Here is a 24,800-nt window from a genome sequence, read left to right as displayed (position 1 = left end):
AGTCAGCCGCAGAGGGGATAGCCACGCCATGCGCAGCACATTTTTCTGGCTTCTGGCCGCCCATTTGGGCAGCGCCGTTGCCTTTGCCCAGCCTGCTGCTTCAGCGCCTGCCGCAGCGGCCGCTGCGGGAGCGAGTTGCAGCAAGCCCGTCTATCTGACCTTGGACACTGGCCACATGGGGGTGGCCAACCAGATCGCCGAGGTTCTGCACAAGACGCAGGTCAAGGTCACCTTCTTTGCGGCCAATGAACGCACCAAGGAGGGCGATGGCAGCCTGGGTGACCACTGGGCGCCCTGGTGGCGTGCGCGCGCCGCAGAAGGCCATGCCTTTGCCTCCCACACCTGGGACCACACCTACTGGCGTGGCGATGTCAAAGTGCCGGCAGGCGCTGCGCCCCGGTTCAAAGTGCAGCCGTCACAAGGCCCGCAGGCCGGGCAACGCTTTGAATGGACGGCCGCGCAGTACTGCGCGCAGATTCAACAATCCGAGGACCGTCTCGCCAAGATCACCGGCGTCAAGCCCTTGCCGCTGTTTCGCGCGCCGGGTGGCAAGACCTCGCCCAGCCTGATAGCCGCCGCCAAGGGCTGCGGCTATGCGCATGTCGGTTGGTCGCCGGCGGGTTTTTTGGGCGATGAACTGCCCAGTGACCAATACCCCAACCAGCAGTTGCTGAACAAGGCGCTCCGGGACATCCGCCCCGGCGATATCTTGCTGGCCCACCTGGGCATCTGGGACCGCAAGGACCCTTGGGCGCCGGCCGTACTGCAGCCGCTGATCGAAGGCCTGCAGGCCAAGGGATTTTGTTTTGCCACCTTGCGTGAGCATCCGCAATACAAGGATTGGATTCGTCAGCATGGTGGCTGAAAGCGCGCGCAGTAGCGCACACTGGCTGCAGCGCTGGAAGCCCGATTCGCACTAATGGTTTGCCATGGAATTTCTCAGCACGCTTTTTGATAACGCGCAGCAGTGGCTGTTCGAGCAGCTGCTGCAGCCGCTGCTGTTCAACCTGGGCCTTGCCAGCTACCTGGAAGATGGCTACACGGCAGCGGGCTGGTTCTTGGTCGGTTGCCTGCAGATCGTCATTATGGTCCTGGTCATCGCGCCGCTGCAGCGCTGGCGGCCCGTCGAGGCGGTGACCGACCGGCATGCGATCCGTGTGGACATGCTCTACACCTTTATCCATCGCCTGGGTCTGTTCCGTCTGGCCTTGTTCTTCACCATCGATCCGCTGTGGGACATGGTGGTGGGCGCGCTGCGCGTGCGCGGTTTTGAGACCTGGCATCTGGATGCACTCTGGCCTGGTGTCACGGACCTGGGCTGGGTAAGCCTGCTGATCTACCTGGTGGTGTTCGACTTCGTCGCGTACTGGATCCACCGGGGCCAGCACCAGTTTGTCTGGTGGTGGCGGCTGCATGCCTTGCACCATTCCCAGCGGCAGATGACGATGTGGAGCGACAACCGCAACCACCTGCTCGATGACCTGGTGCATGACAGTATTTTGGTGTTCATCGCCGTCTTGATCGGTGTGGCGCCCAGCCAGTTCGTCGCGATTGTCGCCATCACCCAATTGAGCGAAAGCCTGCAGCACGCCAATCTGCGCCTGTGGTTTGGCCGCCTGGGCGAGCGCCTGTGGATCAGCCCGCGCTTTCACCGCCGCCACCATGCCATCGGCATTGGCCACGAGTCACCCACGTCTTCTGCGGCGCCCAGCCCTGCCGTCAAGGCCGGAGAGGCCGTGCCCCGTACGCGATTGGGGGGCTGTAATTTTGGTGTACTGCTGCCATGGTGGGATATGCTTTTTGGCACTGCCAACTTTGAGCTACGCTATGACCCCACCGGTATCCGTGACCAGGTGCAGCCCAACCGCCACGGGCAGTTGCGCGATTACGGGCGCGGTTTTTGGAGCCAGCAGTGGCGTGGTCTGTTGCGGTTGCTGGGCCGTGCCTGAAGCGAAGTCCATGCCTGCCATCCGCTTCCGCAGAGGGCAATTCCCTGTCCTGCGGTGCCGCTGAAACCTACAAGGAGTTCACCCATGCCCTCAGCGTCTGCCGGCTCCAGCCTGATGTTTGATGCTTTCTGGCGCGCTGCCGCCTATTGCTTCCGTCCGCGTGTGATGCTGCTGTCCATTTTGCCGCTGGTGGTGATGTTGGTGGCTCTGGGGGGCTGGAGCTATTTCTTCTGGTCGGGCACGGTCGCGACCATGCAGCACTGGGTGGAGACCATTGGCTGGCTGCGCACGGTGTTCAGCTGGTTTGGCAGCAGCGGCACCGAGGGTTTTGCAGCGGGCATCGCGCCCTTTGTGGTGCTGATCCTGATCACGCCCGTGGCAGCGGTGGTTGCGCTGCTGGTGATTGCACTGCTGATGACGCCCGCGCTGGTCAATATGGTGACCGAGCAGCGCTTCCCCCTTTTGGAGAAGAAAAAAGGCATGGGCCTGGTGACCAGTGTGCTCTGGGCCCTGAGCACCTCGGCAGTGGCTGTCGTGGCCTTTGTCGTGACGATGCCGCTGTGGCTGATCCCCCCTTTGGTGCTGATTGTGCCTCCCGTCATCTGGGGCTGGCTCACCTACCGCGTGATGAGTGTGGATGCGCTGGCCGACCATGCCAGCAAGGCCGAACGCGACACCCTCCTGCAGCGCCACCGCTGGCCGCTGCTGCTGATGGGCATCATCTCCGGCTATATCGGCATCGCGCCCAGCATCGTCTGGGCTTCGGGCATGGTCTTCACGATTGGCTTTGTGGTGCTGATTCCGATCGCCGTATGGATCTATGCGATCACCTTTGCGTTTTCCTCGCTATGGTTCATCCATTTCTGCCTGGCTGCGCTGCAGCAGCTGCGGATTGCCGATGGAGATCCGGGCGCACAGCTGCCGGTGACGGAGCCCGCGCTGCGCGGCAAAACCGATGGTGTGCGAGTGCCAGACTCCGGAGATGCGATGTAGGGGTCTGGGCGGGGCAGGGCGCGGAGGTTGCAGGCTCACAGCCTATTCCTGCAGGCAGCGCACCAATGCAGTGCGCTAATACCCATTTTGGTGCACTAACGCTTCTCAAGTTGCGTCACCCCCGATTTGCACCATTTTGGTGCCAATGCCGTATCCTAGCCCTCGCGCTGCACGGATCTGGGCCGCCGGCTGCAAAATCCTCAGCGCCCCTCTGGGGGTAGGCCAAAAGCGCGGTACAGTCTGGCTTTGGGCACAGTACGAATGCAGGGGCATTCGCCAAGCCCGCGTTTTCCGGTCGGTATGGGCATGTCACAAAACTGGCACGTAAACTGCTTTAGTCTTGGCACAGCCCTTTTTATTCACGATTTTCTTTGGAGCATTAGATGGCCAAGAGCGTTGCAGATGTGATGAGCATGTTGGACGAGAACGAGGTCAAGTTCGTTGATCTGCGTTTCACCGACACCCGTGGCAAGGAACAGCACGTCACGGTGCCTATCTCGCACTTTGACGAAGACAAGTTCACCTCGGGCCACGCGTTTGATGGCTCCTCCATCGCTGGCTGGAAGGGTATTGAAGCCTCCGACATGCTGCTGATGCCCGATCCCAACACGGCCAACATCGATCCGTTCTTTGACGAAACCACGATGTTCCTGCAGTGCGACGTGATCGAGCCCGGTGACGGCAAGGCCTATGACCGCGATCCACGTTCGGTGGCCAAGCGCGCTGAAGCCTACCTGAAGGCATCGGGCCTGGGCGATACCGCCTATTTCGGTCCAGAGCCAGAATTCTTCATCTTCGACGGCGTGCGTTGGAGCACCGAACCTAACAACCCGTTCTTCGACATCGAAGAATACGAAGCACCCTGGAACAGCGGCGCCAAGTTCGACAATGGCAACCGTGGTCACCGTCCACGCGTCAAAGGCGGCTACTTCCCCGTGCCTCCCGTGGACAGCACCCAGGACATGCGCGCTGAAATGTCCCTGCTGCTCGAGTCGCTGGGCATCCCCGTCGAAGTGTTCCACCACGAAGTGGCCGGCGCTGGCCAGAACGAACTGGGCACCCGCTTCTCCACGCTGGTGGAGCGTGCAGACTGGACCCAGGTGCAGAAGTACGTGATCTGGAACGTGGCGGACACCTACGGCAAGACCGCAACGTTCATGCCCAAGCCCTATTCGGGCGACAACGGCTCGGGCATGCACGTGCACCAGTCTGTGTGGAAAGACGGCAAGAACCTGTTCGCCGGTGACGGCTATGCCGGTCTGTCCGATTTCGCGCTGTACTACATCGGCGGCATCATCAAGCACGCCCGTGCACTGAACGCCATCACCAACCCTGGCACCAACAGCTACAAGCGCCTGGTTCCTGGTTTCGAAGCCCCTGTGAAGCTGGCTTACTCGGCCAAGAACCGCTCGGCATCGATCCGTATTCCTTACGTGAGCAACCCCAAGGGCCGCCGCGTGGAAGCACGTTTCCCCGATCCACTGATGAACCCCTACCTGGGCTTCGCAGCGTTGCTGATGGCCGGTCTGGACGGCGTGGAAAACAAGATCCATCCAGGCGAAGCTGCCACCAAGGACCTGTACCATCTGCCTCCGGAAGAAGACAAGCTGGTCCCCACCGTGTGCCACAGCCTGGACCAGGCCCTGGAAGCACTGGATGCCGACCGCGCCTTCCTGACCAAGGGCGGTGTGTTCAGCGACAGCATGCTGGATGCCTACATTGAGCTGAAGATGGGCGAAGTGACCCGCTTCCGCCAAGCGGTGCACCCTGTCGAATACGATATGTACTACTCGCTGTAAAGCCGTTCCCGCCAGGCTTTTCGGCCTAGCCCCGCTGGACAAAGCGACCTGTCAACCTTCCAAGGTGGCAGGTCGTTTTTTATCAGGGGTCCGCCGCGCTGGCGTTGGCGGCTTGCGGCGAATCTGTAACAGCAGGAACTGTTCGGCGTGATCGACCTCCTTTGTAGCTACACTGCGGGTTGCAGAGGGGTCATCGTGCAAAGTCGCTAAAGGCTGTCACGGGTTTAAAGGCAAAGTGGAGCGAACGGGCGAAACGGGGTTATGCATACAAAGTTGTTGTTTTTGATGGTGGCAGTGGCATGTGCGCAAGGCGCGGTGGCGCAGGATCGCATTTACCGCTGTGGCAATGAATACACCAACGATGTGGCCAAGGCACGGCAAAAAGGCTGTGCCGTGGTGGAAGGCGCCAACGTCACCGTCGTGCAAGGCACACGCCCGCATACGCCCGCTGCCAGCCCGGCACCCGCACCAAATGCCCCGGCCGCTGCGCCACGCCCCGCGCGTGCACCCGCTGCCGCCACACCCGCGCCACGCTCTACCACGGCCGAGGGCCGCGCCCGCGATTCCGACGCGCGCCTCATCCTGGAGACCGAGCTGAAAAAAGCCCAGGACAAGAAGACCGCGTTGGCGCGCGAGTACAACAATGGCGAGCCTGAGAAAAACGCCTTGGAGATGCGCAACCCCGCCTTCTACACCAAGCGCGTGGAAGATCTGAAGCAGGAAATCGCGCGCAACGACAGCGATATCGCTGGCATTCAGCGCGAGCTCCAGCGCTTGCCGGCCCCATAATCAGGGCTTCTACCTTTCTGGGCACACCCCATGTCTGACCTCCGTGCCATCGATCGTGAATGGCAGGCGCTGGAACATATCGCCACCCTGGTCGCCGTGATTCGTCTCGACGGCGCCGCTGAACGGGTCAATGCAGCCCTGGAGAACGCGCTGGGCGTCTCGCGCAAAAGCATCCTGGGGCATTACTTCGGCGGTTTTTTTCAGGATGACGAACTGGTCCACAAGGCCCTGGTCGATGCGCGGGCGCAGCGCTTCTCGTCGCTGCGCTTCGAGGCGCAGTTGCGGCGCAGCTTGCAGGACTCCTTTCCGGTGCATGCCAACCTCTCGTGGTGGGAAGAGGAGGAGAGCATTCTGGTGGAGCTGTGGCCGCTGGAGCAGCAGGTGCGCCAGGACCGCGAGGAGCGCGTGCGCGAGCAGGCGTTGGCCAACAAGGAGTTGATACGCAACCTTGCCCATGAGATCAAGAATCCGCTGGGTGGCATACGCGGTGCTGCCCAGCTGCTGGAGCTGGAGCTGCCCGATGCCCAGCTCAAGGAATACACCGACGTCATCATCCATGAGGCCGACCGCCTGCAGGCGCTGGTCGACCGTTTGCTTGCGCCACACCGCCATCCGCACACGGTCGGCGATGTCAATATCCACGAGGTCTGCGAGCGCGTCTGCCAGCTGGTGTTGCTGGAGTACCCGCAAGGCCTGCGCATTGAGCGTGATTACGACACCTCGCTGCCCGAAATCCGCGGTGATCGCGAGCAGTTGATTCAGGCATTGCTGAACATTGTGCAGAATGCAGCACAGGTGCTGGTGCCGCAGATTGCGCAGGACAATGCACGCATCACGTTGCGTACACGCATTGCCCGGCAGTTGACCCTGGGTCGCAAGCGGCACAAGTTGGCACTGGAATTGCATGTCATTGACAACGGTCCTGGCATCGAGCCGGACATCAAGGAGCGGATCTTCTACCCCTTGGTGACCGGACGTGATGGCGGCACAGGCCTGGGTTTGCCTTTGGCGCAGACCTTTGTGCAGCGGCACGAAGGCCTTATCGAATGCGAGAGCGAGCCTGGGCGCACGGATTTCCGCATCATGCTGCCGTTGACAGACTAGGGTGCAGATCGCATCCCTTGCTGCAGGACCACGGTATGTAGAACTGTAAGGGTAGGGTGATAGCGACAATGAAACCAATCTGGATAGTGGATGATGACCCGTCGATCCGATTCGTACTGGAAAAGGCACTCGCCCGCGAGCAGCTGCCCACACGCAGCTTTGTGCATCCCAAGGAAGTACTGGAAGCCTTTGAAAGCGTGAGCGACCAGGCACTGGCCCCGTCAGTGTTGGTCAGCGACATCCGCATGCCAGGCGGCAATGGCCTGCAACTGCTGGAACAAGTGCATGAGGACCACCCGCAGCTGCCGGTCATCATCATGACCGCCTACTCGGATCTGGACAGCGCCGTCTCGGCCTTCCAGCGCGGCGCATTTGAATACCTGCCCAAGCCCTTTGACCTGCCCAAGGCGGTGGAGCTGATCAAGCGTGCCGTGCAGCAAAGCGAGAGCCAGGCGCCAGAGCTGTCGCAGTCCGCCGGCAACGGTGAGATGCTGGGCCAGGCCCCGGCGATGCAGGATGTGTTTCGTGCCATCGGCCGGCTGTCGCAAAGCAATGTCACGGTCATGGTGACCGGCGAATCGGGCTCGGGCAAGGAGCTGGTCGCACGCGCGCTGCACAAGCATTCGCCGGTGGCGGGCGGTCCGTTTGTGGCCATCAACACGGCCGCCATCCCCAAGGATTTGCTCGAGAGCGAGCTGTTTGGCCATGAGCGTGGCGCCTTCACTGGCGCCCAGACCCAGCGCCGAGGCCGCTTTGAGCAGGCCGAGGGCGGCACCCTGTTCCTCGATGAAATCGGTGACATGCCGTTTGACCTGCAGACCCGCCTGCTGCGCGTGCTGTCTGATGGGCATTTCTACCGCGTGGGGGGCCATGTGCCTGTCAAGTCCCACGTGCGCGTGATTGCCGCGACCCACCAGAATCTGGAAGACCGGGTGCACAAGGGCGTGTTCCGCGAAGACTTGTTCCACCGCCTCAATGTCATCCGCTTGCGCCTGCCGCCTCTGCGTGAGCGCAAGGAGGACATTCCAATGCTGGCGCGCCACTTTCTGGCGGCCAGCGCCAAGCAACTGGGGGTAGAGCCCAAGCAGCTGTCCGAAGCTGCACTGACCCAGTTGGCCCAGTTCGCCTTTCCGGGCAATGTGCGGCAGCTGGAGAACATCTGCCACTGGATCACCGTGATGGCGCCCGCGCAGTGGGTCTCCGCACAGGATCTGCCGCCGGAAGTGCTGCAGGCCACACCGGCGGCGCCGCTGGCCTCTGCGGGCATGCCTGGCCTGGCACCTGCGGTGCAGGCACCCGCACAGGAATACAGCTACCGGCCCGCCGCCGTTGAGCCGCCTGCCCAGCCCGCAGCCCTGTCCATGCCCGTCCACGGCAGCGCGAGCGGTGCCATCCACGGCGCAGCTGCGGGCGGTGATTGGGAGGGCGATCTGGCGCGCGAGGCCGATGCGCTGCTGCAGTCCGGCAGTACCGAGGTCTGGGATGTGCTCAGCCGCCGCTTCGAATCGCAGCTGATCAAAAGCGCGCTGGCCGCAACCCATGGCCGGCGCATGGAGGCAGCCCAGCGTCTGGGCATTGGCCGCAACACCATCACCCGCAAGATCCAGGAGCTTGGGTTGTCGGCCAGTGACGATTGAGGCAGCGCAACCTGGGATCCCCCGATAAACCGCCGCCTCCCCAGGCGGCGGTTTGGCTTACAGACACCTGCCACGGCTGCGGTTTGAACCGTGCCACAATGGGTGATTCCCTGTCTGCCCGGTGGTGCTCTCCATGCAAAAGATGACTTCGGTGTTTTCGGCCCAGGCGTACCGCAATTCGCCTGAGCGCATTGGCCGCCAGCGCTCGGCGCTGTTCAATACCTTGCGGCTGGCAGCGTCCACCGCCAGTGGCATGGCCCATCTGGCGGGCGATGCACTGCACGGCGCAATGGCTGGTGGCCTGCCACCCAAGGCCAAGGCCTTGTGGGGCAATCCGGCGCGGGAAGACAGCTACTGGCGCAGCCACTACCAGAGCATGGATTTTTATGTGGCGGGTCAGCCCTTCGAGGCCTACCGCCCGGCGCTGGCACTGGGCTGGTATGCAGCACAGCGCAACCCTTCAGGCTTTGACGCGTTGGTCAACCAGCTCGAAGTGCAGTGGCAGCACGTACGCGGCAGCAACCCCATGGATTGGCCCGAGGCGAGCGCCATCGCCCGCGCCGCCTATGAGCATGCGATCAGCGGTCTGGAGGGGGAGCAGTTGTCTGGCGCGGAGGTGCAGCATGCGGTACGCGTGCTGCAGCAAGGCCTGGCTGATTGTGAGGAGTGTCTGGTAGCAGGCAGCGAGCAAGCGCGAGCCATTGCGTTGCGCAGCCACTTGTATGCGCTGGCCGAGCACTTCCGTGCGATGGACTGGCAGCTGCAGGATGTGCAGTTGCAACTGGCCGAGCCCAGCCCGCTGGTGGAGCGGCCCGGGCTCAGCGCGGCAGGCCGCATGCACCGCCGCTGGACCGAATTCAAGCAGCGGGCCAACCTCCACAGCGACCGTGACCTGATCGCCGAATGCAATCTGTGCCTGGTGCTGGTGGCCGAGCGCTACCAGCGCGTGCTGGAATCGGCCTTGCCACTGGAGGTGCGTCCCCTGCTGCAAGCGCAGGCGCAGCAGCTGCGCCGCTATACCGATGAGCTGCAGCACATGCAGGACGCCCGCGCCCGCTAGCACGGTTGTCTCTCAATAGGCTCGTACAAAGCGTCGATCCACAGTGGAGAAGGTCGGCAACGCACCCGCCTGCGGCCCGATGAAACTTACTGGGTAGCCGCGCAAAATTCCCGTGAATTGGGAAAAAAACTCCATGTAGGCGCCCACTTTCTCGGGTTAGGCGCGCTCAGCCGCAAAAACTTGCGGCTACAATCGGGCCCGCAGAACCTGCAATCCTGCCGTCCAAGGCAGCCTCATCGCTCTTTCCTTGTGCAGCGGATTTACCACCTTCACCCGGCAGCCAGCCTGCCCGGGCTGGTCATGGCGCACTCCCTCCAGCATGGCCCCCGTGCTGGTGTGCCGCACAAGAGGCCCGCAGCGCCCTGGACAGCACCATAAATCACACACATCAAAGGTATTGGTTATGGCTCTCACGGGCAAAAAGGGCTCTTCGTCCGCGCTGTGGATTTTGGCGGCGATGCTGGCTGGCATTGCGCTGGGCTACGCAGTCAACGCAAGCGCCGGTGATGCAGCCGCCGCCAAGGATATTGCTGGCTACATCTCCATCGTCTCCGATGTGTTCCTGCGGCTGATCAAGATGCTGATCGGGCCGCTGGTGTTCTCGACCCTGGTCGTGGGCATTGCGCACATGGGCGATGCCGCATCGGTGGGCCGGGTGTTTTTCAAGGCGATGATGTGGTTCCTCACCGCATCCTTGGTGTCGCTGCTGTTGGGCATGGTGCTGGCCAATGTGCTGCAGCCCGGCGCCAACCTCGGCCTGCCGCTGCCGGACGTGAGCGCGGCCACCAACCTCGCCACCGGCAAGTTCACGTTGCGCGAGTTCATCAACCACACGGTACCCAAATCGTTTGCCGAAGCCATGGCAAACAACGAGATTCTGCAGATTGTCGTGTTCTCGATGTTCTTCGGCGTGGCCATGGCTGCGCTGGGCGACAAGGCCAAGACCTTGCTGGCCGCCATCGATGAGCTCTCGCATGTGATGCTCAAGATCACCGGCTATGTGATGAAGCTCGCGCCACTGGCAGTGCTGTCGGCCATGGCTTCGACCGTCGCCATCAATGGCCTGGGCATTCTGCTGAAGTTCGCCGTGTTCATGGGTGAGTTCTACCTGGGCCTGTTCATCCTGTGGTCGCTGCTGGTGCTGGCAGGTATGGCCTTCCTGGGCAAGCGCGTGTTCAAGCTGCTGACCTTGATCAAGGAAGCCTTCATGGTCTCCTTTGCCACCGCCAGCTCCGAGGCCGCCTATCCCAAGATCCTCGACGCGCTCGACCGCTTTGGCGTCAAGCGCAAGATCTCGAGCTTTGTCATGCCCATGGGCTACTCCTTCAACCTTGATGGCTCGATGATGTACTGCACCTTTGCGACCTTGTTCATCGCACAGGCCTATGGCATCGAGCTGTCCTTGGGCACGCAGATCACCATGCTGCTGGTGCTGATGCTCACCTCCAAAGGCATTGCCGGCGTGCCGCGCGCGTCGCTGGTGGTGATTGCTGCCACCTTGAGCCACTTCAACATCCCTGAAGCCGGCCTGCTGCTGATCCTGGGCATCGACACCTTCCTGGACATGGGCCGCTCTGCGACCAATGCCGTCGGCAACTCGCTGGCCTCTGCCGTGGTTGCGAAGTGGGAGGGCGAACTGCTGTCTGAAGAAGACGCCGAAGCGCTGAGCCGCAAGCTCGATGCCGAGGCTGCGCTGGCGATGCATGCGCTGCCGGAGACCGACAGCAAGGCTTGATCTGGATGCTGCGCTCAGCGTAGTACAGACACAAAAAAACGGGCTGCGGCCCAATGCCAATCAGTTAAGCTCAGGCGAGGCTAATAGCGGCTACAAAGGGAACGTGTTCAACGCGTTCCCTTTTTCTTTTGGCCGGCCTGCTGCAAACCACCCTGAATGAGACCTTGGCCGACCTGCCTGCTGGCGGCGTGTCCGAGTTGAGCGCGTTGATTGATCCAGCCTGGATCGAACAAGCTCTATGTGCCACCGGTAAAGCGTCCATCCGGCGTCGCAAGCTGCCGGCCGAACACGCGGTGTGGCTGGTGATCGGGCTGGCCCTGTTCCGTCAGATGCCTCTGTGGCAAGTTGTGCAGGAGATGGCACTGACGCTGGAGGGCAAAGAGCTGCCCGTCCCCAGCGCCAGTGTGCAGGCCCGTCAGAGACTGGGTGCTGAGCCGCTGGAGCATCTGTTCGGACTGCTCACCCAGGCCTGGGGACGGGTCCACCCGGTGCACGAGGAGACGTTGCGGGTGTTGGCAGTCGATGGCGTGGTCTGGTCAGCCCCGGACAGCACGGACAACCGCCAGGTGCTGGGCAGTGGCCAGACGCAGTACGGCCCGCAGCCCTGGCCCATGGTGCGAGCCGTGTGCTTGCTGGACACCGACAGCCACGAGCTGCTCGACGCCAAGCTGGGCGATTACAGTTGTGGCGAGCTGACGCTGGCTGCAGGTTTGCGCGGGCTGGACCACTCGATCACGCTGTTCGACCGGGCCTACTTCTCCTCGGCTTTTCTGCTGGACTGGCAGCAAGGCGGCGCAGAGCGCCATTGGCTCATGCGCGCGCGGGACAACCTGCGCCATGAGGTGGTGCAGACGCTGGGAGAGGACGACTGGCTGATCCGCATGCCCGTCTCGCAGCGGGCCAGGCAACTGCGCGCGGAACTGCCTAGCCACTGGCAGGCCCGGATGATCCAGACGCAGGTCGATGGCAAGCCCAGGCGTTTCATCACCTCCATGCTCGATGCCCAAAGGTTCGCAGCACCACAGTTGGCGCAGTTGTACCGCCAGCGCTGGGAGATCGAGCTGGGGTTTCGGGAGATCAAGCAATCACTGCAGCAAGGCCATAGCGTGCTGCGCAGCCGCCAGCCCGAGTTGGTCATGCAGGAGGTCTGGGGCGTCTTGATCGCCCACACGTTGCTGCGCCGGTGCATGCGGCTGATGGCCCAGCATGTGCAAGTGGAGCCCGTGCGCATCAGCTTTCACACGGCGCGCCACGCCATCGTGGGCGCACTGCGCAGCGTGCACCTAGCCCGTGTGGGTGTGGTCCCTCAACACCTGCAATGGCTGATGGACGAGGCCCGGCACTTCGTGCTGCCGCCACGCAGGCACGGCCGCAGCTTTCCTCGTGAAGTCAAGCGCTCTACACGCGGCAAGTACCCACCAAAGAAAATGCCAGTCAGGGCTTAACTGACTGGCATTGGGCTGCGGCCCGTTTTTTGCATGGGTTGAAAGCCGGATCAGCCCAGGGTCACCACCACCGGTGCATGGTCGCTGGGCTGCTTGTTCTTGCGCGGTGCGCGGTCGATCGTGCAGGCGCTCACCGAGCCCTTGAGTGCTTCGCTCACCAGGATATGGTCAATGCGCAGGCCCCGGTTCTTCTGAAAGCCCAGCATGCGGTAGTCCCACCAGCTGTAGCTTTTCTCGGGCTGCTCGAACAGGCGGTAGGCGTCGGTCAGACCCAGCGCCAACAGTCCCTGGAAGGCATCGCGCTCTTCCTTGGTGTGGTGGATGGTGTCGCGCAGACCATCGGGGTCGTAGCTGTCGCGGTCTTCCGGCGCGACGTTGAAGTCGCCCACCAGCACCAGGCGCGGGTGCAAGGCCATCTCGGCCTTCACATAGGCTTCCAGTCCTGTGAGCCAGCGCAGCTTGTAGGCAAACTTGTCCGAGCCCGGCTCCTGGCCGTTGACGAAATAGCAGTTGATCACGCGGATATCGCCGGCCGGGCTGGCCACCGTGCCGGCAATGATGCGCGACTGCTCATCGGCAAACTGCGGGTTGGCGCGCACCACATCCTTGAGCTCGCCCCGGCTGAGCAGCGCCACTCCGTTGTAAGTCTTCTGGCCAAACGCCACCGCCTGGTAGCCAGCCTCCGCCAGCGCCTCATGCGGAAACTTGTCGTCGGTGAGCTTGAGTTCCTGCAGGCCCAGCACATCGACGGGGTTGGCGGCCAGCCATTCCAGCACCTGCGGCAGACGGACGGAGAGGGAGTTGACGTTCCAGGTGGCTATGCGCATAACAATTTCTTTCTATTAATCAATGATGTGCAGGAGCGTTGGGGCCGCTGAAAAACTCTGGCTACCATCCCCGCTGCTGGTCCTTCGCACCATCGGAATTCTTGCTAGGCTCCATTTTGCTGCATGCTGGCGTTCGGATGCTTGTCGATCCGGTCGGCGGTGGTTTTGCTAGCTCTTTATCGACCTATAGCAAGGCAATTACTATCCCCATGACCAACCTGAAGATGATGGCTGGTCGCCGTCCTTCCGGGTGAACGTGCAGGACCTTGATCGCAATGGATTCCACGTGGCGTTCACAGCATAGACTCTGAAAAGGAGCGGGAGGGCGCCGATTCATGACGCACATCGTAGGAATGCTGATGATCGAGCACCCTGCGGAGAAAGTTGAATTCTCTTTCGAAGATCTGGTGAAGAACGGCATGCGCCAAGCGGCCGACCTCGTGACCGGCTGGAATCTGAAAGGATGGATTCAATGTGGACAGCCTGGTCGAGCTGGAAGGGCTCGCTGACAAAAGTGCTAGGCAAGTACCAGGCAGCCCTACTCACTCCCCAACTGGGAAACTCAAGCGGATAGCCCGATCACCGCTTGAGCCTCCTGCCACGAACGCTGAGGCTCAAGCAGCAGAGCTTGAGCTAGAAGACTGCCCACACTCCGAGATCGTCGAAGTCTGGCCAACAATGAGGCGGCGCTGGATATCGCGCTGGTGATGGGCACACGATCGATCTTCACAGCGACGAGTGGGGCGCCGCTCGGAGTGCAGAGAGGTGACTGTCTACTAATCGGCTGCCTACTAATCGGTCGGAAGGCCACTGGTGAGGTTTGGAACGAACTTATCAGTATCTTATGTTCATCGACGCTGCGCACCCACGAACCCCCGCGAATTTGCTCCATAAAGTAAACAATCACCCAACCTGTTTTTGTATTCGTCCCAAGTCAGAGTAATTTAAGCTATGAAAAGCATAGTAAATATTTGCAGACTTACACATAACTACAAAGTACGTCGCTGACGTAAATTTCACGTAAGTATTCGGCGGTAAAAAGGATGGGCTGTTTATTATTCTCAGCAATCATTACTATCTTCTTGGAGAGATAAATTGAAAAAAACGGCTATTGCATTCGCTGCATTAACTTTGACATCTTTGACCTACGCCGGGCTTTATAAGCCAGAGGGGTTTACTCCAATTTCAATCGAAAAAGCTGATAATCCGATATACTACACTAATATTGTATCAAGAGGTGAAAATAAAAATCTCAAGTTGCATCAAGTAGAGTTAAATCCCTTTTTTGTACGCCATATTTCGGATGCCAACCCTCTGTCGAAGGATCGCACAATTGATTTTGACGGATTGTTGGTGCCTGAGATCTACGACATCGCAGTATCTGAGTTAATTTCTGACTATAAGATCGTCGGTGTTGAACATAAAAGTGAATATCGCGCTGTTGTTAATGCTTTTCTAAATGAGGCTCAGGCTAATAGCTTGTCGTCGGATGAAAGAGTTACTTACATCAAAGAGTTGCATAAAAAAGAATTTACTCCCAAGCAAATTTACTCAAAAGTTTCTGGTGATGTTGTTGTTGGGTCTCAGGTTAAACCGTGGCTGGTAGATTTTGTTAATGCTCAGTCGGGAACTGCTACAAATCCAATGTATTTGGTGGAGGGGTATGAAACATATTATACCAACCCCCAAATGCATCCTAATATTAATCTTGACCTAAATTTAATTATTCATGGTCACCCCTGTGCCGGCTGCACCGGTGAGGGAATACAATATAACTATCATTTCGGCCATATTGCCGGCATTGTGGGGGCGAAGGATAATAATCTTAACATCCGAGGGGTGAATCCGGGTCAGCCTATTAAATATTATCGCTCTGTTATGGGTGATGGCCCAAATATAAGGGAGGCCTTAGAAAGGGCTGCGAGAGACGCCGAGGCTGAAAATATCTTTTCCACGCTGAATTTGTCTTCTAACTACGACGGAGACGCGGAGGTAAATTCCTTCGGGGCGAACGATGATGTGGGTCTTGGTATTAGGTATGCAAGCAATCGCCTGTTTGTGACAGAGTCTGCAGGGAATTACGAAGCAAATGCCTGTCAATATTCCTATAATAATCCGCAGGCCTACGATGGAGTTATGGTTGTGGGGGCAGTTAAACAAAATGGATCTCGGATGTTAACGGCAGATGGCGGTACAAATCCAACGCCTGTAGATCCCCAATATAACCCAGCACTCTCGGGGGTTAAGGGTTCTAATTATGGGTCGTGCGTTGAGGCTTGGGCCCCTGGATATCAAATAACTTCACTTGACTATTATACCGGCGGTACGCGTGTTTCTTCTGGCACCTCTTATGCTTCTCCCATTGTGGGCGCCATTGCCTCGAGAGCCGGAGGTTCTCAAATTCGACCCATAACCCGAGAAGATTACATCTATCAGAACGTTGTTTCCGGTCTGGCTGGGCCTCTCGCCAAAATAGGAACAAACTCGATCCTCATGCATCATTTGCCGCTTTCAAAGGTGGAGAATATTGCATCTCCAGGAGATATTCCATATTTGCGGAATGGGAAGTATTTTGATGGTCAGGCCTATAATTTTATGGCTAAAGTGGGTAGTATGCGGGTTAATATGGCGAGTGGTTCGCCAATAGTAAGGGGGGTAAGGATTTCACTCGGGACCTCAGCTGGTCCTAAGGAGGTGGCTCCGATAACTATTGTAGCTTATGATGCTAACAATAACTTAATTGGCAATCAAACGATTGTTAATCAGTATGATAACACTCCAATTTTTATGGCTTTTACTAATCATGTGCGGACGAACTCGATAAGATTTGAGGTTAATAACCAAGTGTCATGGTTCGCCTTGTATGAAGTCGAAATCTACGGTTCGCCATAACATGTCGATGGAAACGTGGAATCTGACGAGCAATTCTGTGATTCTTTAATTCTTATTCATTGTCTCGAGGCTCGCTTCGGCGGGCCTTTTGCATGTGCTCACGCATATTTGTGGGCCTTTTTTATTCGGTACGCCATATCACCGATGTATCAGCAGTCGGAATCTCGATAGAGACCTCAGTTCTCGATAAGGGCATCAAGAAGCTAGACGAGTTAACTCAGCAAGGGCCCAGAAAGCCGCATGTTCGGGCCGGTCGTTTGGTCAACAAAGCAGCTCGTTATTCCGATAGAACGGAGCAAGAGATTTACGCACTTTACTGTCCTAAAGGCTTGCGAAGTTGAGACAGGTCTTCGCGTCACCAAACCCGCAGGCGGCCGCATGAGCTCCGCAAAGGCGAAAGCCCAGCAATCGCGAATTGCGACGCTTTCTGAATGACTCGGTATAAAGGTTAAACGCTTTATCACCCCAAGCGCAACAACGCCGCCGAGGCCGCGCACACCAGCAAAAACGGAATGCTGATGCGATGAAACTCCCACAAACCATTGGGCAGCCGGGCCAGGCGCAGCGCGATTAGGTTGGCCAGCGAGCCCAGCACGCAGCCAAAGCCGCCGACGCTCACGCCAGCGGCCAGGGCGGGCAGGTCGCGTACGGTGCCGTCCAGCAAGATGGTGGCCGGCACATTGCTGATGACTTGTGAGGCCACAATGGCGGCCAGGTAGGCGCGCCAGCCCTCGGCAATCGGCCACTGCAGCAGCAGCGTTTGCATGGCGGGCAACTCTGCTACCTGGCGCAGCACCACAAACATCAGCGCAATGGTGGCCAGCAAGGCCCAGTCCACGCCGCGCAGCACCCGCGGTGCTGCCAGTGCAAACACGCCAAACACCAGGCCCAGGCCGGCCAGGGTCCAGTGGCGCTCCAGCGCGATGACAAAGACCACAAACAGCAGCACCGCCATGGTCAGCAAACGGGGCTGCACAGCGGTGGGTGCTGCCGCTGGCTTGAGGGTGATGGCCGTGCGTGGCACCAGCCACCACACTGCCACAAAGACCCAGGCCAGCATGATGGCCACGGTCGGGCCCATCATCGCCATAAAGCCCAGAAAGCTCTCGCCAGAGCGGTGCCAGAGGTAGAGGTTTTGCGGGTTGCCGATGGGGGTGAGGGCGGAGCCGGCATTCACCGCCAAGGCCTGCAGCACCACCAGCCGCGCCAATGGCAAATGGGCCTGGGCGGCCAGCACCGCCGTCAGCGGCACCAGCAGGAAGAGGCTGACATCGTTGGTCACCAAGGCCGAGAGCAGGGCAGCCGTTGCGGTGAGCAGCAGCGCCAGGCCGCGCAAGGTCGATACCCGTGTCAGCAGCCGCTGCGCGGTGGCTTGCAGCATGCCGCTGCGCTCGACGGCCTGGGTGATCGCCAACAGGCCCGCCAACGCGCCAATGGTCTGCCAATCGACCAGCGCCATGGTCGCCTGCGGGCTGCGCGGCTGCCAGGCGGCGAAACCTATCGCCAGCGCCAACAAAATCCAGAGCAGCATATTGCCGCTGGGGGCGTCTTGCGGCGAGTCAGAAGAGGGAGAGGAGGTCGTCATAGCGGTCGCCGAGGAAAAACACTCCGGCACGGCGGAGAAGTGGATGGATTGTGCTGCAAGTCGGTGCTGCCTGCGCGCCTCAACGCGGCTGGATGGCAAATTCAGGAGCCCATTCACTACAATGGCGGCCACTGCCATGAACAAGCCCCTGTCTCCATCTCTTATCCGAACCGCATCAGCATCACCCCACAGCGCACAGCTGCGCCGTTCGGTGCGCGGTTTTACCTCGCAGCCGGTGGCCGATGCGTTGCTGCGCGATTGCCTGCAGGAAGCGCGGCGCGCGCCCAGTGGCGCCAATTTGCAGCCTGGCTACTTCTGGCAGGTGTGCGGCGCGCGGCGCGAACAGCTCACCAGCCGTCTGCAGCAGGCCTATGAGGCGGGCGCCCAAGAGGCGGAGGATTACGGTTATTTCCCCAACCCACTGCCGCTGTCGCTGCGCAAGCGCCAGGTCGCAGCCGCCCAGGCTTTGTATGGTGCGCTGGGGGTGGAGCGGGGCGATGCAGCGGGGCGGGGCGCGCAGTTCGGGCGCAACTTTCGCTTTTTTGATGCACCGGTGGCCCTCATCATCACCATCGACAGCGGCTTTGGGCCGGGCGGCTATATGGATCTGGGCATGGCCATCTACGGCCTGATGCTGGCGGCCCAGTCACGCGGCTTGGCGACCTGTGCCATTGGGGCCATGGCCTCCTACCCGGGCCTGATCCGCGATGCGCTGGCGCTACCCGCCACGCAAACCGTGGTCTGCGGCATGGCGCTGGGCTACGAGGATACCGCTGCCGCAGTGAACCGGACATTGACGGCCCGTGCCGAGCTCGACGCGTACTTCCAACGGCTGGACTGAGGCCGAGCGTCTGGCTAGCGCTCATGCCATTGCCAGCGCGGTAGCTCGCTGGCCGGGATATTGGCGATATGGGTCTCGCCCAGGTTCTTTTCCAAATGGATGGCCTGGTAGTCCAGCTCGGCGGCGGCATCTTCCAGCGCGGCCAGCAGGCGGTTGGCGTGTGTGACGACGATCACCTGGGTCTGGCGCGCAGCCAGGGCGACCAGGCGGCCCAGCGCGGGCAGCAGATCGGGGTGCAGGCTGGTTTCCGGCTCGTTGAGTACCAGCATCTGTGGCGGGCGCGGCGTCAGCAGCGCGGCAATCCATAGCAGATAGCGCAAGGTGCCGTCCGACAGCTCATTGGTTTGCAGCGGGCGCAGCAGGCCGGGCTGGTGCATCAGCAGCGCCAGGCGGCTGCCATCCTGGTGCACGGAGATCTTGGCGCCGGCAAAGGCATCGTCCACGGCCGCCATCAGCGCCTCATGGTCGCCAATGGCGGTGATGGTTTCCCATGCGGCGGCCAAGTCCGCGCCATCGTTGCTGAGCACCGGCGTGTAGGTGCCCAGCTGCGGCTGGCGGGCAGGGGCATCCACATCGCTGCGGAAATGGTCGTAAAAACGCCAGGAGCGCAGTTGCTCGCGCACCGTCAGCATCTCCGGCGCGGCAACCGGATCGACAAACTCGGTCAGCATGCTGGCCCAGCGCGGGACAGGGCGCTCCACCGGCAACCAGCTCGCTGCACTGCGGCCACCTCCGCGCAACCGCAGTTGTGCGGCCTGGCGTTCCACCAAGGTGGCGCTCGGGCGCCACAGCGGCCCAGCCCAGAGCGCTTCGTGCTTGATCTCCGGGTCATGTGCAAATGCTTTGAGAATCGTCGAGGGCGTGGGCATGCCAATATCGATCGCGTAGCCGAAGCCGTCTTCATCCGACGCGAAACCCAACTGCAGCTGCACCGGTTTGCGCCGCACCGTGCCTTGCACCGGTACGTCGCCACGGCGCATGCGTGCGGTGATTTCTTCCGGCCCGGCCCACAGTGTCGACGCCAGCCCGCCCTCGCGCACCAGCGAGCGCACCACGCCGCCATGGGCGATATCGGCCAGCAGGCGCAGGGCCTTGTAGACGCTGCTTTTGCCGCTGCCGTTGGGCCCGGTGATGACGGTAATCTGCCCCAGGGGCACCAGCAGTTGGCGCAAGGAGCGGTAGTTGGCAATGGCTAAGGTGCTGAGCATCCGGTCAATATAGCAGCGGCGCCTGGCGCACCAGGGCCGCGCTGCCCAGGCCACCGGCACCGGCGGCGGCAGCAAGCCCGAGGGCGGCAGATGTGCCCGCCGTTGCCTGCAAATCAGCCAATACGCGGACCAACGCGACAGCGGCCGATGCCCCAATCGGGTGGCCGCGTGCAATGCCGCTGCCATGGCGGTTCAGGAGGCTGGCATCCGCATCCTGGTCTTGCAGCAGCGCCTGCCATTGCAGGCCTTGTACCGCAAAGGCGTCATGCAACTCGATGGCAGCCAGCTGCGGCCAGGACACTCCCTGGCGCTGCAGCAAGGCCTGCGCAGCGTCAAAAGCCAGCACCAAGGGCATCGCAGGGGAGCCGCCCTGCGACCGGTGGCCCAGCCATTGCGCGCTGGGCTGCACGCGCCAGCGGCGGCAGGCCGCTTCGCTGACCAGCAGCACCAGCGCCGCTGCGTCGGCCTTGGGGGAGATGGCGACCGTGCTGACGGCATGCGCGCGGCGCGCCTCATCGGCAAGGCTGGCATCGGTCTGCGCTACCACCGGCATGCGGTCCAGCTGGCGCTGGCTCAAGGCGCGCGGAAAGGGGTCTTGCACGACACCCGCCACGGGAATGATCTCTTGCGCCATCACCGCAGCGCTTGCCAGCGCACGTGCATGGCTGGCGGCCGCATAGCCGTCTTGTACGGCGCGGCTGTAACCCGCACTGGCGGCATAGCGGGCGGCGGCCAGCAGCAGATCCGGGTCCTCATGCGGTGGAGGGGCAAACGGCGGGCGCTCATACGGCACGGCGCTGTCCCCGGCTTGCAAGGGGCGGGCCGCGCGGATGGGGGCACGGCTCCAGGCCTCAGCACCGCCGGCCACCACCACCTCGGCCTGGCCGCTGGCGACCAGGCTGGCGCCCAGCGCGATGGCGTCGAGCCCGGCGCAGCACTGTGTATCGACCGAGTAGGCGGCGCAGTGCAGCGGCAGCTGGCCCGCCAGCGCCAGCATGCGTGCCGGGTTGCCACCAGCACCCAAGGCGTTGCCCAGCACGACGGCATCCACAGCATCTGCCGTCAGCCCGGCGCGTTGCAGCAGGCCTTGCAGCACAGGCGCGGCAATCTCATGCGTGTGCAGATGCTTGAACGCGCCGCCCACCGGCACCACGGCGCTGCGCGCATGGCTGGCGATAAAGACGGGTGGGTTGGGCATGGTAGCGCGCGCGATCAAGCGGTTTTGTCGGCACTGGGCAGTGCTGCTGCCAGCCATTGTGCGAGCCTGGGGTGGTCCGTCTTGCCGCTGGCCGTCTGGGGCCAGGGCGCGGCGCTGAACCAGCGGCGTGGGCACTTGTGTGCTTCCAGCCGGCTGCGGCACCACTCGGCCAGCTCGCGGGCCAGCGCGGCATCGGCCAGCGGCTGCAATGGCGCCTGCGCAGGCAATGTGGGAGTATCGTCACGCAATTGCAGCGCCACCCAGACCTGCTTGCCGCGCAGCGCATCGTCGACGCCATGCACCGATGCCGCAGCCACGCGCGGGTGCTCGCAGAGCACCGCCTCCACCTCTTCGGGGAACAGGTTCTTTCCCTGGGTGACGATCATGCGCTTCTCGCGCCCCACCAGGGTCAGCATGCCTTGCGCATCGAGGCTGCCCATGTCGCGTACGCTGAGCCATTCGCCATCGCGCAGTGCAGCCGTCGCATCCGCCTGCGCGCCCACATAGTCGGTAAACAGCATGGGGCTGCGCAGCCAGATGGTGCCCACCTCGCCGTGGGGCAGCGGCTGCAGCCTGGCATCGCGGATCTGCAACTGCACATTGCTGAAGGGCCGGCCCACCACTTGCGGTGCGGTGTCCGCGTGGGCGTCCATCCAGGCGATAAAGCTCGCCTCGGAAGCGCCATAGAACTCCACAATCCGGGCGTTCGGGAACAGCGCCTGCAGCGCCGGCGTGTGCTGGCGCATCCAGCGCGCACCGCTGATCATCAGCAGCGCCAGCGAGGTGATCGGCGCCAGCGCGCGGCGCTCGGCCAGCTGCAGCATCACAAGCAACTGGCTGGGCACGGCGACGAGGCAGGGCGTCGCCTGCTGGCGCAACGTGGCCAGGCACTGGCTGGCAGAAAAGCGCGGTTGCAGCTGCGTGCCGCCACCCGTCCAGATGCCTTGCACCGCACCAAACAAAAACAGCGAATGCGACAGGCTGCCTGGCGCCATCACGCAGCTGTTCGCGGCCTGGCCAAAGCTGTCCACGCAGACGCGAAAGCTCTCGCTCCAGGACTGGTGGTGGCGCCTGAAGCCCTTGGGCAGGCCCGTGCTGCCCGAGGTAAAGCCAATGTAGAAAGGTTGCAGTGCGGCATCGCCATGATCATCGCTGCGTGGCGTGGCGGCCAGCGCATCAATCCATTGCTGCGCCTGCGCTTGCTGTGCGGGTGACCAGGCCCTGTCGCCCAGCGCCGCGCAGCGGCCGCTGGCATTGGTGGCCAAAAAATCGGTGATCAGCGCTGCCGGCGGCTGGCTGGCATCCAGCAAGCGGGTGTGGGGGGCATTCTGGGCCTCCAGGGCCTGGGCGTGTTGCTGCACGGCGGCATGCAGATGAGCAAAGCGGATGCGTTGCTGGCCGTCATCGATGGCAATGGCATCGGGCCGCTGCTGGGCCCAATGGGCCAGCGGGCCATGCACCAGGCGTTGCCAGCCGGCCAGCGGGGCCGATGGCGCTTGCGAGCCGCTCACAGGCGGCGCCCGCCAAAGCGCCAGTCGGGCAGGCCGCGCGCCACCGTGTGCACCATCAGTGCCACCAGCACGCACTTGACCAGATCCCCCGGCACAAACACCAGGGTGCCTAATGCCGCCTGCACAAAGCTCAGCTTGGCCAGCAGCATCAGGCCCAGCACCCCAAACACATGGACGACCACGATTCCGCCCAGCACCGAGGCCACAAAGGCACAAGTGGCCAGCCGCATGGGCGATGACGGGCCGGTGCCGGCCAAGCTGCGCATGACCAGCCCGGCAACCGCAGCGGCCAGCGGGTAGGAGAGGAGATAGCCTGCGGAAGGCAGGAAAAACACGCCCATGCCACCCCGGCCGCCCGACAGCAACGGCAGGCCCAGCGCGACCGCCGCGAGAAACAGCAAAAGGGCCTGGAAGCCCATCGCGGCTCCCAGCATGCAGCCGGCCAGCATCACGCCCATCGTCTGCGCGGTAATCGGCACGCCCAACGGCAGATCGATTTTGGGAATCAGGCCAAAAGCGGCCATCAGCGCGGCAAACAGCGCCACCAGGGCTATGCGCTGAGCGCGGGTTTCGGGGCGGTGCTCGGAGGTCATAGGCATGTCCGTGTCTTTCAAAAAAGGGGATGAGGGCGCAGCGCTGCTAGAGCTTGAGACGAATGGCCAGCGCATCGGCCACCTTGCGGGCGGTGATGAGCATATGAATGGTGAGAGGTGCCAGCAAACGCCAGCCGCCTGCGCGGCCGGTGCGCACCCGGTAGGCATCGGCCAGGCGCTGCCACTGCACAAAAAACTGCTCGGCAAAGCGCAGCATCAGCCCCAGTTGCAAGGCCAGGCGCTCCACCGGCACGCCCAGGCGGGCGAGCGGCGACAGCAGCCATTCGGCCACACCCAGCAGATCGCCAAAACGGGTGGTCGCCGTCAGCATCGCGCCCAGCATCGTCGTGCTGACCAGGCGCAGGCCGCTGGCCAGGCCCAGCCAGGGCTGGCCGGTCGCCGCATGCAGGCCGCCTACCAGCGCAGACGCCATAACGGCCACCACTACCAGCCGGCGCGTGGGGCGGGAGGCTGCGCCCAGGCTGGCGTACAACAAGACAATCGCCGCAAAGGCCAGCGCTTGCAGGCGCAGATCACTGAGCGCCAACAGGGCGATACTGCTCAAGGCCAGCAGCAGGAGCTTGAGCCCGGCAGGCAGCCGGTGCATCCAGCTGGGGATGTCGCTGTAGAGGGTGCCCATCACTGCGCCCCTGGTCGGTTGTGGGCAGCGTCTGCTGTTGCCGCTGCTGCATCCAGGGGCTGGCCCATGCGTGCCTGCACGTCGGCCTCATAAGCCGCGCAAACATCGGCCCCCGGGCCATCGCCACGCACTTGGCCATGGTCCAGCCACAGCACGCGCTCAAAGTGGCGCACATGGTCCAGCACATGGGTGGAGATGATGACCTGGGCGGGTGCAGCATCCAGCTCACGCGACAGGCGTGCCTGGCCAGGCAGATCCAGGCTGGCAAAAGGCTCGTCGAGCAGCATCACCTGCGGAGCCGCCATCAGCATGGCCAAAAAACAAACCTGCTGGCGCTGGCCCTGGCTCAGGCCACTGACGGCGCGCGGCGCCCAGTCTGCCAGGCCCCGCGCCGCCAAAAAATCCCGTGCCTGCACGATGGCTGCCTTGCGGGATACGCCCCGGTATTGCAGGCTCAGGCCCAGCTCCTCCTCCACGGTCGGGAAGATGATCTGGTCATCGGGGTTCTGGAACATCAGGCCGACAACGCCGGGCAGTTGCTCGCGCTGGCGTTGCACATCGCATCCTGCGACCTGCACGCTGCCCTGGTAGGCATGCTCCAGCCCGCACAGCAGCCGGAACAGGCTGGTCTTGCCAGCACCGTTGTCACCGATCAGCCCGATGCGCCGCTCGGTCACCTGCAGGTTGAGGCCCTGAAACACCGTCTGTGCACCGCGCTTGAGGTGCACATCGCTCAGGCGGATGTCTGCCACGGAAACGGTGTGGGCCAAGGAGGGTGTCATGTCAGCATTGCAAGGCAGGGCGCAAGCCGCTGCCGCTGGTTTCAAAAAATACACGTGCTCGCCTTCGCAAGGGGCGATAGGGTGGCAGGTTTAGTACCCCATCGCCTGTGCCGGTGGTGGCCGCGCGGCGGGTGGGCAGGTCTGCCTGTCACGGGTAGCAAAGCCCATACGGACGCGGCTTGCGGGCGTCCTGCAGAGCGGTGCCGTATTGT

Annotated in this window: 21 protein-coding genes; 13 read left to right on the top strand and 8 right to left on the bottom strand. The window is 62.0% G+C overall.

Going from position 1 to position 24,800, the window contains the following annotated elements; genetic code table 11:
• Nucleotides 1-28 precede the first annotated feature (28 nt).
• The 10 genes from MJ205_RS10500 (at nucleotide 29) to MJ205_RS10455 (ending at nucleotide 12,511) form a co-directional block, all read left to right on the top strand.
• Nucleotides 29-865, top strand: coding sequence for a polysaccharide deacetylase family protein (locus tag MJ205_RS10500; RefSeq protein ID WP_239812390.1), 837 nt, complete (start codon nucleotides 29-31; stop codon nucleotides 863-865).
• Between the two features lie 64 nt (nucleotides 866-929).
• Nucleotides 930-1,949, top strand: a complete 1,020-nt coding sequence (locus tag MJ205_RS10495; protein ID WP_239812389.1) for a sterol desaturase family protein — start codon at nucleotides 930-932, stop codon at nucleotides 1,947-1,949.
• A gap of 84 nt (nucleotides 1,950-2,033) precedes the next feature.
• Nucleotides 2,034-2,942: an EI24 domain-containing protein gene (locus MJ205_RS10490; protein ID WP_239812388.1), complete on the top strand. Its 909-nt coding sequence runs from the start codon at nucleotides 2,034-2,036 to the stop codon at nucleotides 2,940-2,942.
• Between the two features lie 383 nt (nucleotides 2,943-3,325).
• A complete protein-coding gene (glnA, locus tag MJ205_RS10485; protein ID WP_116927832.1) occupies nucleotides 3,326-4,741 on the top strand; it encodes a type I glutamate--ammonia ligase in 1,416 nt (471 codons plus the stop codon).
• Between the two features lie 261 nt (nucleotides 4,742-5,002).
• Nucleotides 5,003-5,530, top strand: coding sequence for a hypothetical protein (locus tag MJ205_RS10480; protein WP_239812387.1), 528 nt, complete (start codon nucleotides 5,003-5,005; stop codon nucleotides 5,528-5,530).
• Nucleotides 5,531-5,560: 30 nt separating this feature from the next.
• Nucleotides 5,561-6,634, top strand: coding sequence for a nitrogen regulation protein NR(II) (gene glnL / locus MJ205_RS10475; protein WP_239812386.1), 1,074 nt, complete (start codon nucleotides 5,561-5,563; stop codon nucleotides 6,632-6,634).
• 68 nt (nucleotides 6,635-6,702) lie between these two features.
• Nucleotides 6,703-8,271 carry a nitrogen regulation protein NR(I) gene (gene ntrC, locus MJ205_RS10470; RefSeq protein WP_305852728.1) on the top strand — a complete coding sequence of 523 codons (1,569 nt, stop codon included), beginning with the start codon at nucleotides 6,703-6,705 and terminating at the stop codon, nucleotides 8,269-8,271.
• A gap of 133 nt (nucleotides 8,272-8,404) precedes the next feature.
• A complete protein-coding gene (locus MJ205_RS10465) occupies nucleotides 8,405-9,331 on the top strand; it encodes a hypothetical protein (protein ID WP_239812385.1) in 927 nt (308 codons plus the stop codon).
• A gap of 403 nt (nucleotides 9,332-9,734) precedes the next feature.
• Nucleotides 9,735-11,066: a dicarboxylate/amino acid:cation symporter gene (locus tag MJ205_RS10460; protein ID WP_239812384.1), complete on the top strand. Its 1,332-nt coding sequence runs from the start codon at nucleotides 9,735-9,737 to the stop codon at nucleotides 11,064-11,066.
• 164 nt (nucleotides 11,067-11,230) lie between these two features.
• Entirely contained in the window at nucleotides 11,231-12,511 is a 1,281-nt protein-coding gene (locus MJ205_RS10455; protein ID WP_239811420.1) for an IS4 family transposase, read from the top strand.
• A 50-nt stretch (nucleotides 12,512-12,561) separates the two neighbouring features.
• On the opposite strand, the gene xth is transcribed toward MJ205_RS10455, so the two are convergent.
• Nucleotides 12,562-13,338 carry an exodeoxyribonuclease III gene (gene xth, locus MJ205_RS10450; protein WP_239812383.1) on the bottom strand — a complete coding sequence of 259 codons (777 nt, stop codon included), beginning with the start codon at nucleotides 13,336-13,338 and terminating at the stop codon, nucleotides 12,562-12,564.
• Between the two features lie 335 nt (nucleotides 13,339-13,673).
• On the opposite strand from xth, the gene MJ205_RS10445 reads away from it, so the two are divergent.
• Nucleotides 13,674-13,847, top strand: a complete 174-nt coding sequence (locus MJ205_RS10445; RefSeq protein ID WP_239812382.1) for a hypothetical protein — start codon at nucleotides 13,674-13,676, stop codon at nucleotides 13,845-13,847.
• Nucleotides 13,848-14,433: 586 nt separating this feature from the next.
• A complete protein-coding gene (locus MJ205_RS10440; RefSeq protein ID WP_239812381.1) occupies nucleotides 14,434-16,230 on the top strand; it encodes a S8 family serine peptidase in 1,797 nt (598 codons plus the stop codon).
• Nucleotides 16,231-16,690: 460 nt separating this feature from the next.
• Here MJ205_RS10440 and MJ205_RS10435 read toward each other — a convergent pair whose 3' ends face one another.
• Complete coding sequence (locus tag MJ205_RS10435) at nucleotides 16,691-17,815, bottom strand: SLC13 family permease (RefSeq protein WP_239812380.1); 1,125 nt, start codon at nucleotides 17,813-17,815, stop codon at nucleotides 16,691-16,693.
• 136 nt (nucleotides 17,816-17,951) lie between these two features.
• Between MJ205_RS10435 and MJ205_RS10430 the strand changes: the two genes are divergently transcribed.
• Nucleotides 17,952-18,656, top strand: a complete 705-nt coding sequence (locus tag MJ205_RS10430) for a nitroreductase (RefSeq protein ID WP_239812379.1) — start codon at nucleotides 17,952-17,954, stop codon at nucleotides 18,654-18,656.
• Between the two features lie 14 nt (nucleotides 18,657-18,670).
• On the opposite strand, the gene MJ205_RS10425 is transcribed toward MJ205_RS10430, so the two are convergent.
• The 6 genes from MJ205_RS10425 to MJ205_RS10400 are packed head-to-tail and all read right to left on the bottom strand — an operon-like array spanning nucleotide 18,671 to nucleotide 24,588.
• Nucleotides 18,671-19,864, bottom strand: a complete 1,194-nt coding sequence (locus MJ205_RS10425) for an AAA family ATPase (protein ID WP_239812378.1) — start codon at nucleotides 19,862-19,864, stop codon at nucleotides 18,671-18,673.
• A 4-nt stretch (nucleotides 19,865-19,868) separates the two neighbouring features.
• Entirely contained in the window at nucleotides 19,869-21,062 is a 1,194-nt protein-coding gene (locus MJ205_RS10420) for a thiolase family protein (RefSeq protein ID WP_239812377.1), read from the bottom strand.
• Nucleotides 21,063-21,076: 14 nt separating this feature from the next.
• The gene (locus MJ205_RS10415; protein ID WP_239812376.1) at nucleotides 21,077-22,573 is read right to left on the bottom strand and encodes an AMP-binding protein; all 1,497 of its coding nucleotides are present in this window, start codon (nucleotides 22,571-22,573) and stop codon (nucleotides 21,077-21,079) included.
• On the bottom strand, nucleotides 22,570-23,166 hold the full coding sequence (locus MJ205_RS10410; RefSeq protein WP_239812375.1) for a biotin transporter BioY: 597 nt from the start codon (nucleotides 23,164-23,166) through the stop codon (nucleotides 22,570-22,572). Before MJ205_RS10410 ends, MJ205_RS10415 begins: the two co-directional genes overlap by 4 nt.
• A 46-nt stretch (nucleotides 23,167-23,212) precedes the next feature.
• A complete protein-coding gene (locus MJ205_RS10405) occupies nucleotides 23,213-23,806 on the bottom strand; it encodes an energy-coupling factor transporter transmembrane component T (protein ID WP_239812374.1) in 594 nt (197 codons plus the stop codon).
• A complete protein-coding gene (locus tag MJ205_RS10400; RefSeq protein ID WP_239812373.1) occupies nucleotides 23,806-24,588 on the bottom strand; it encodes an energy-coupling factor ABC transporter ATP-binding protein in 783 nt (260 codons plus the stop codon). Before MJ205_RS10400 ends, MJ205_RS10405 begins: the two co-directional genes overlap by 1 nt.
• Between the last annotated feature and the right edge of the window lie 212 nt (nucleotides 24,589-24,800).

It is taken from the genome of Comamonas sp. B21-038 (assembly GCF_022387135.1).
Classification (GTDB): domain Bacteria; phylum Pseudomonadota; class Gammaproteobacteria; order Burkholderiales; family Burkholderiaceae_C; genus Comamonas; species Comamonas sediminis.
Note: the sequence above shows the minus strand (reverse complement) of the source record. Positions and strands in the feature narration are given on the sequence as shown.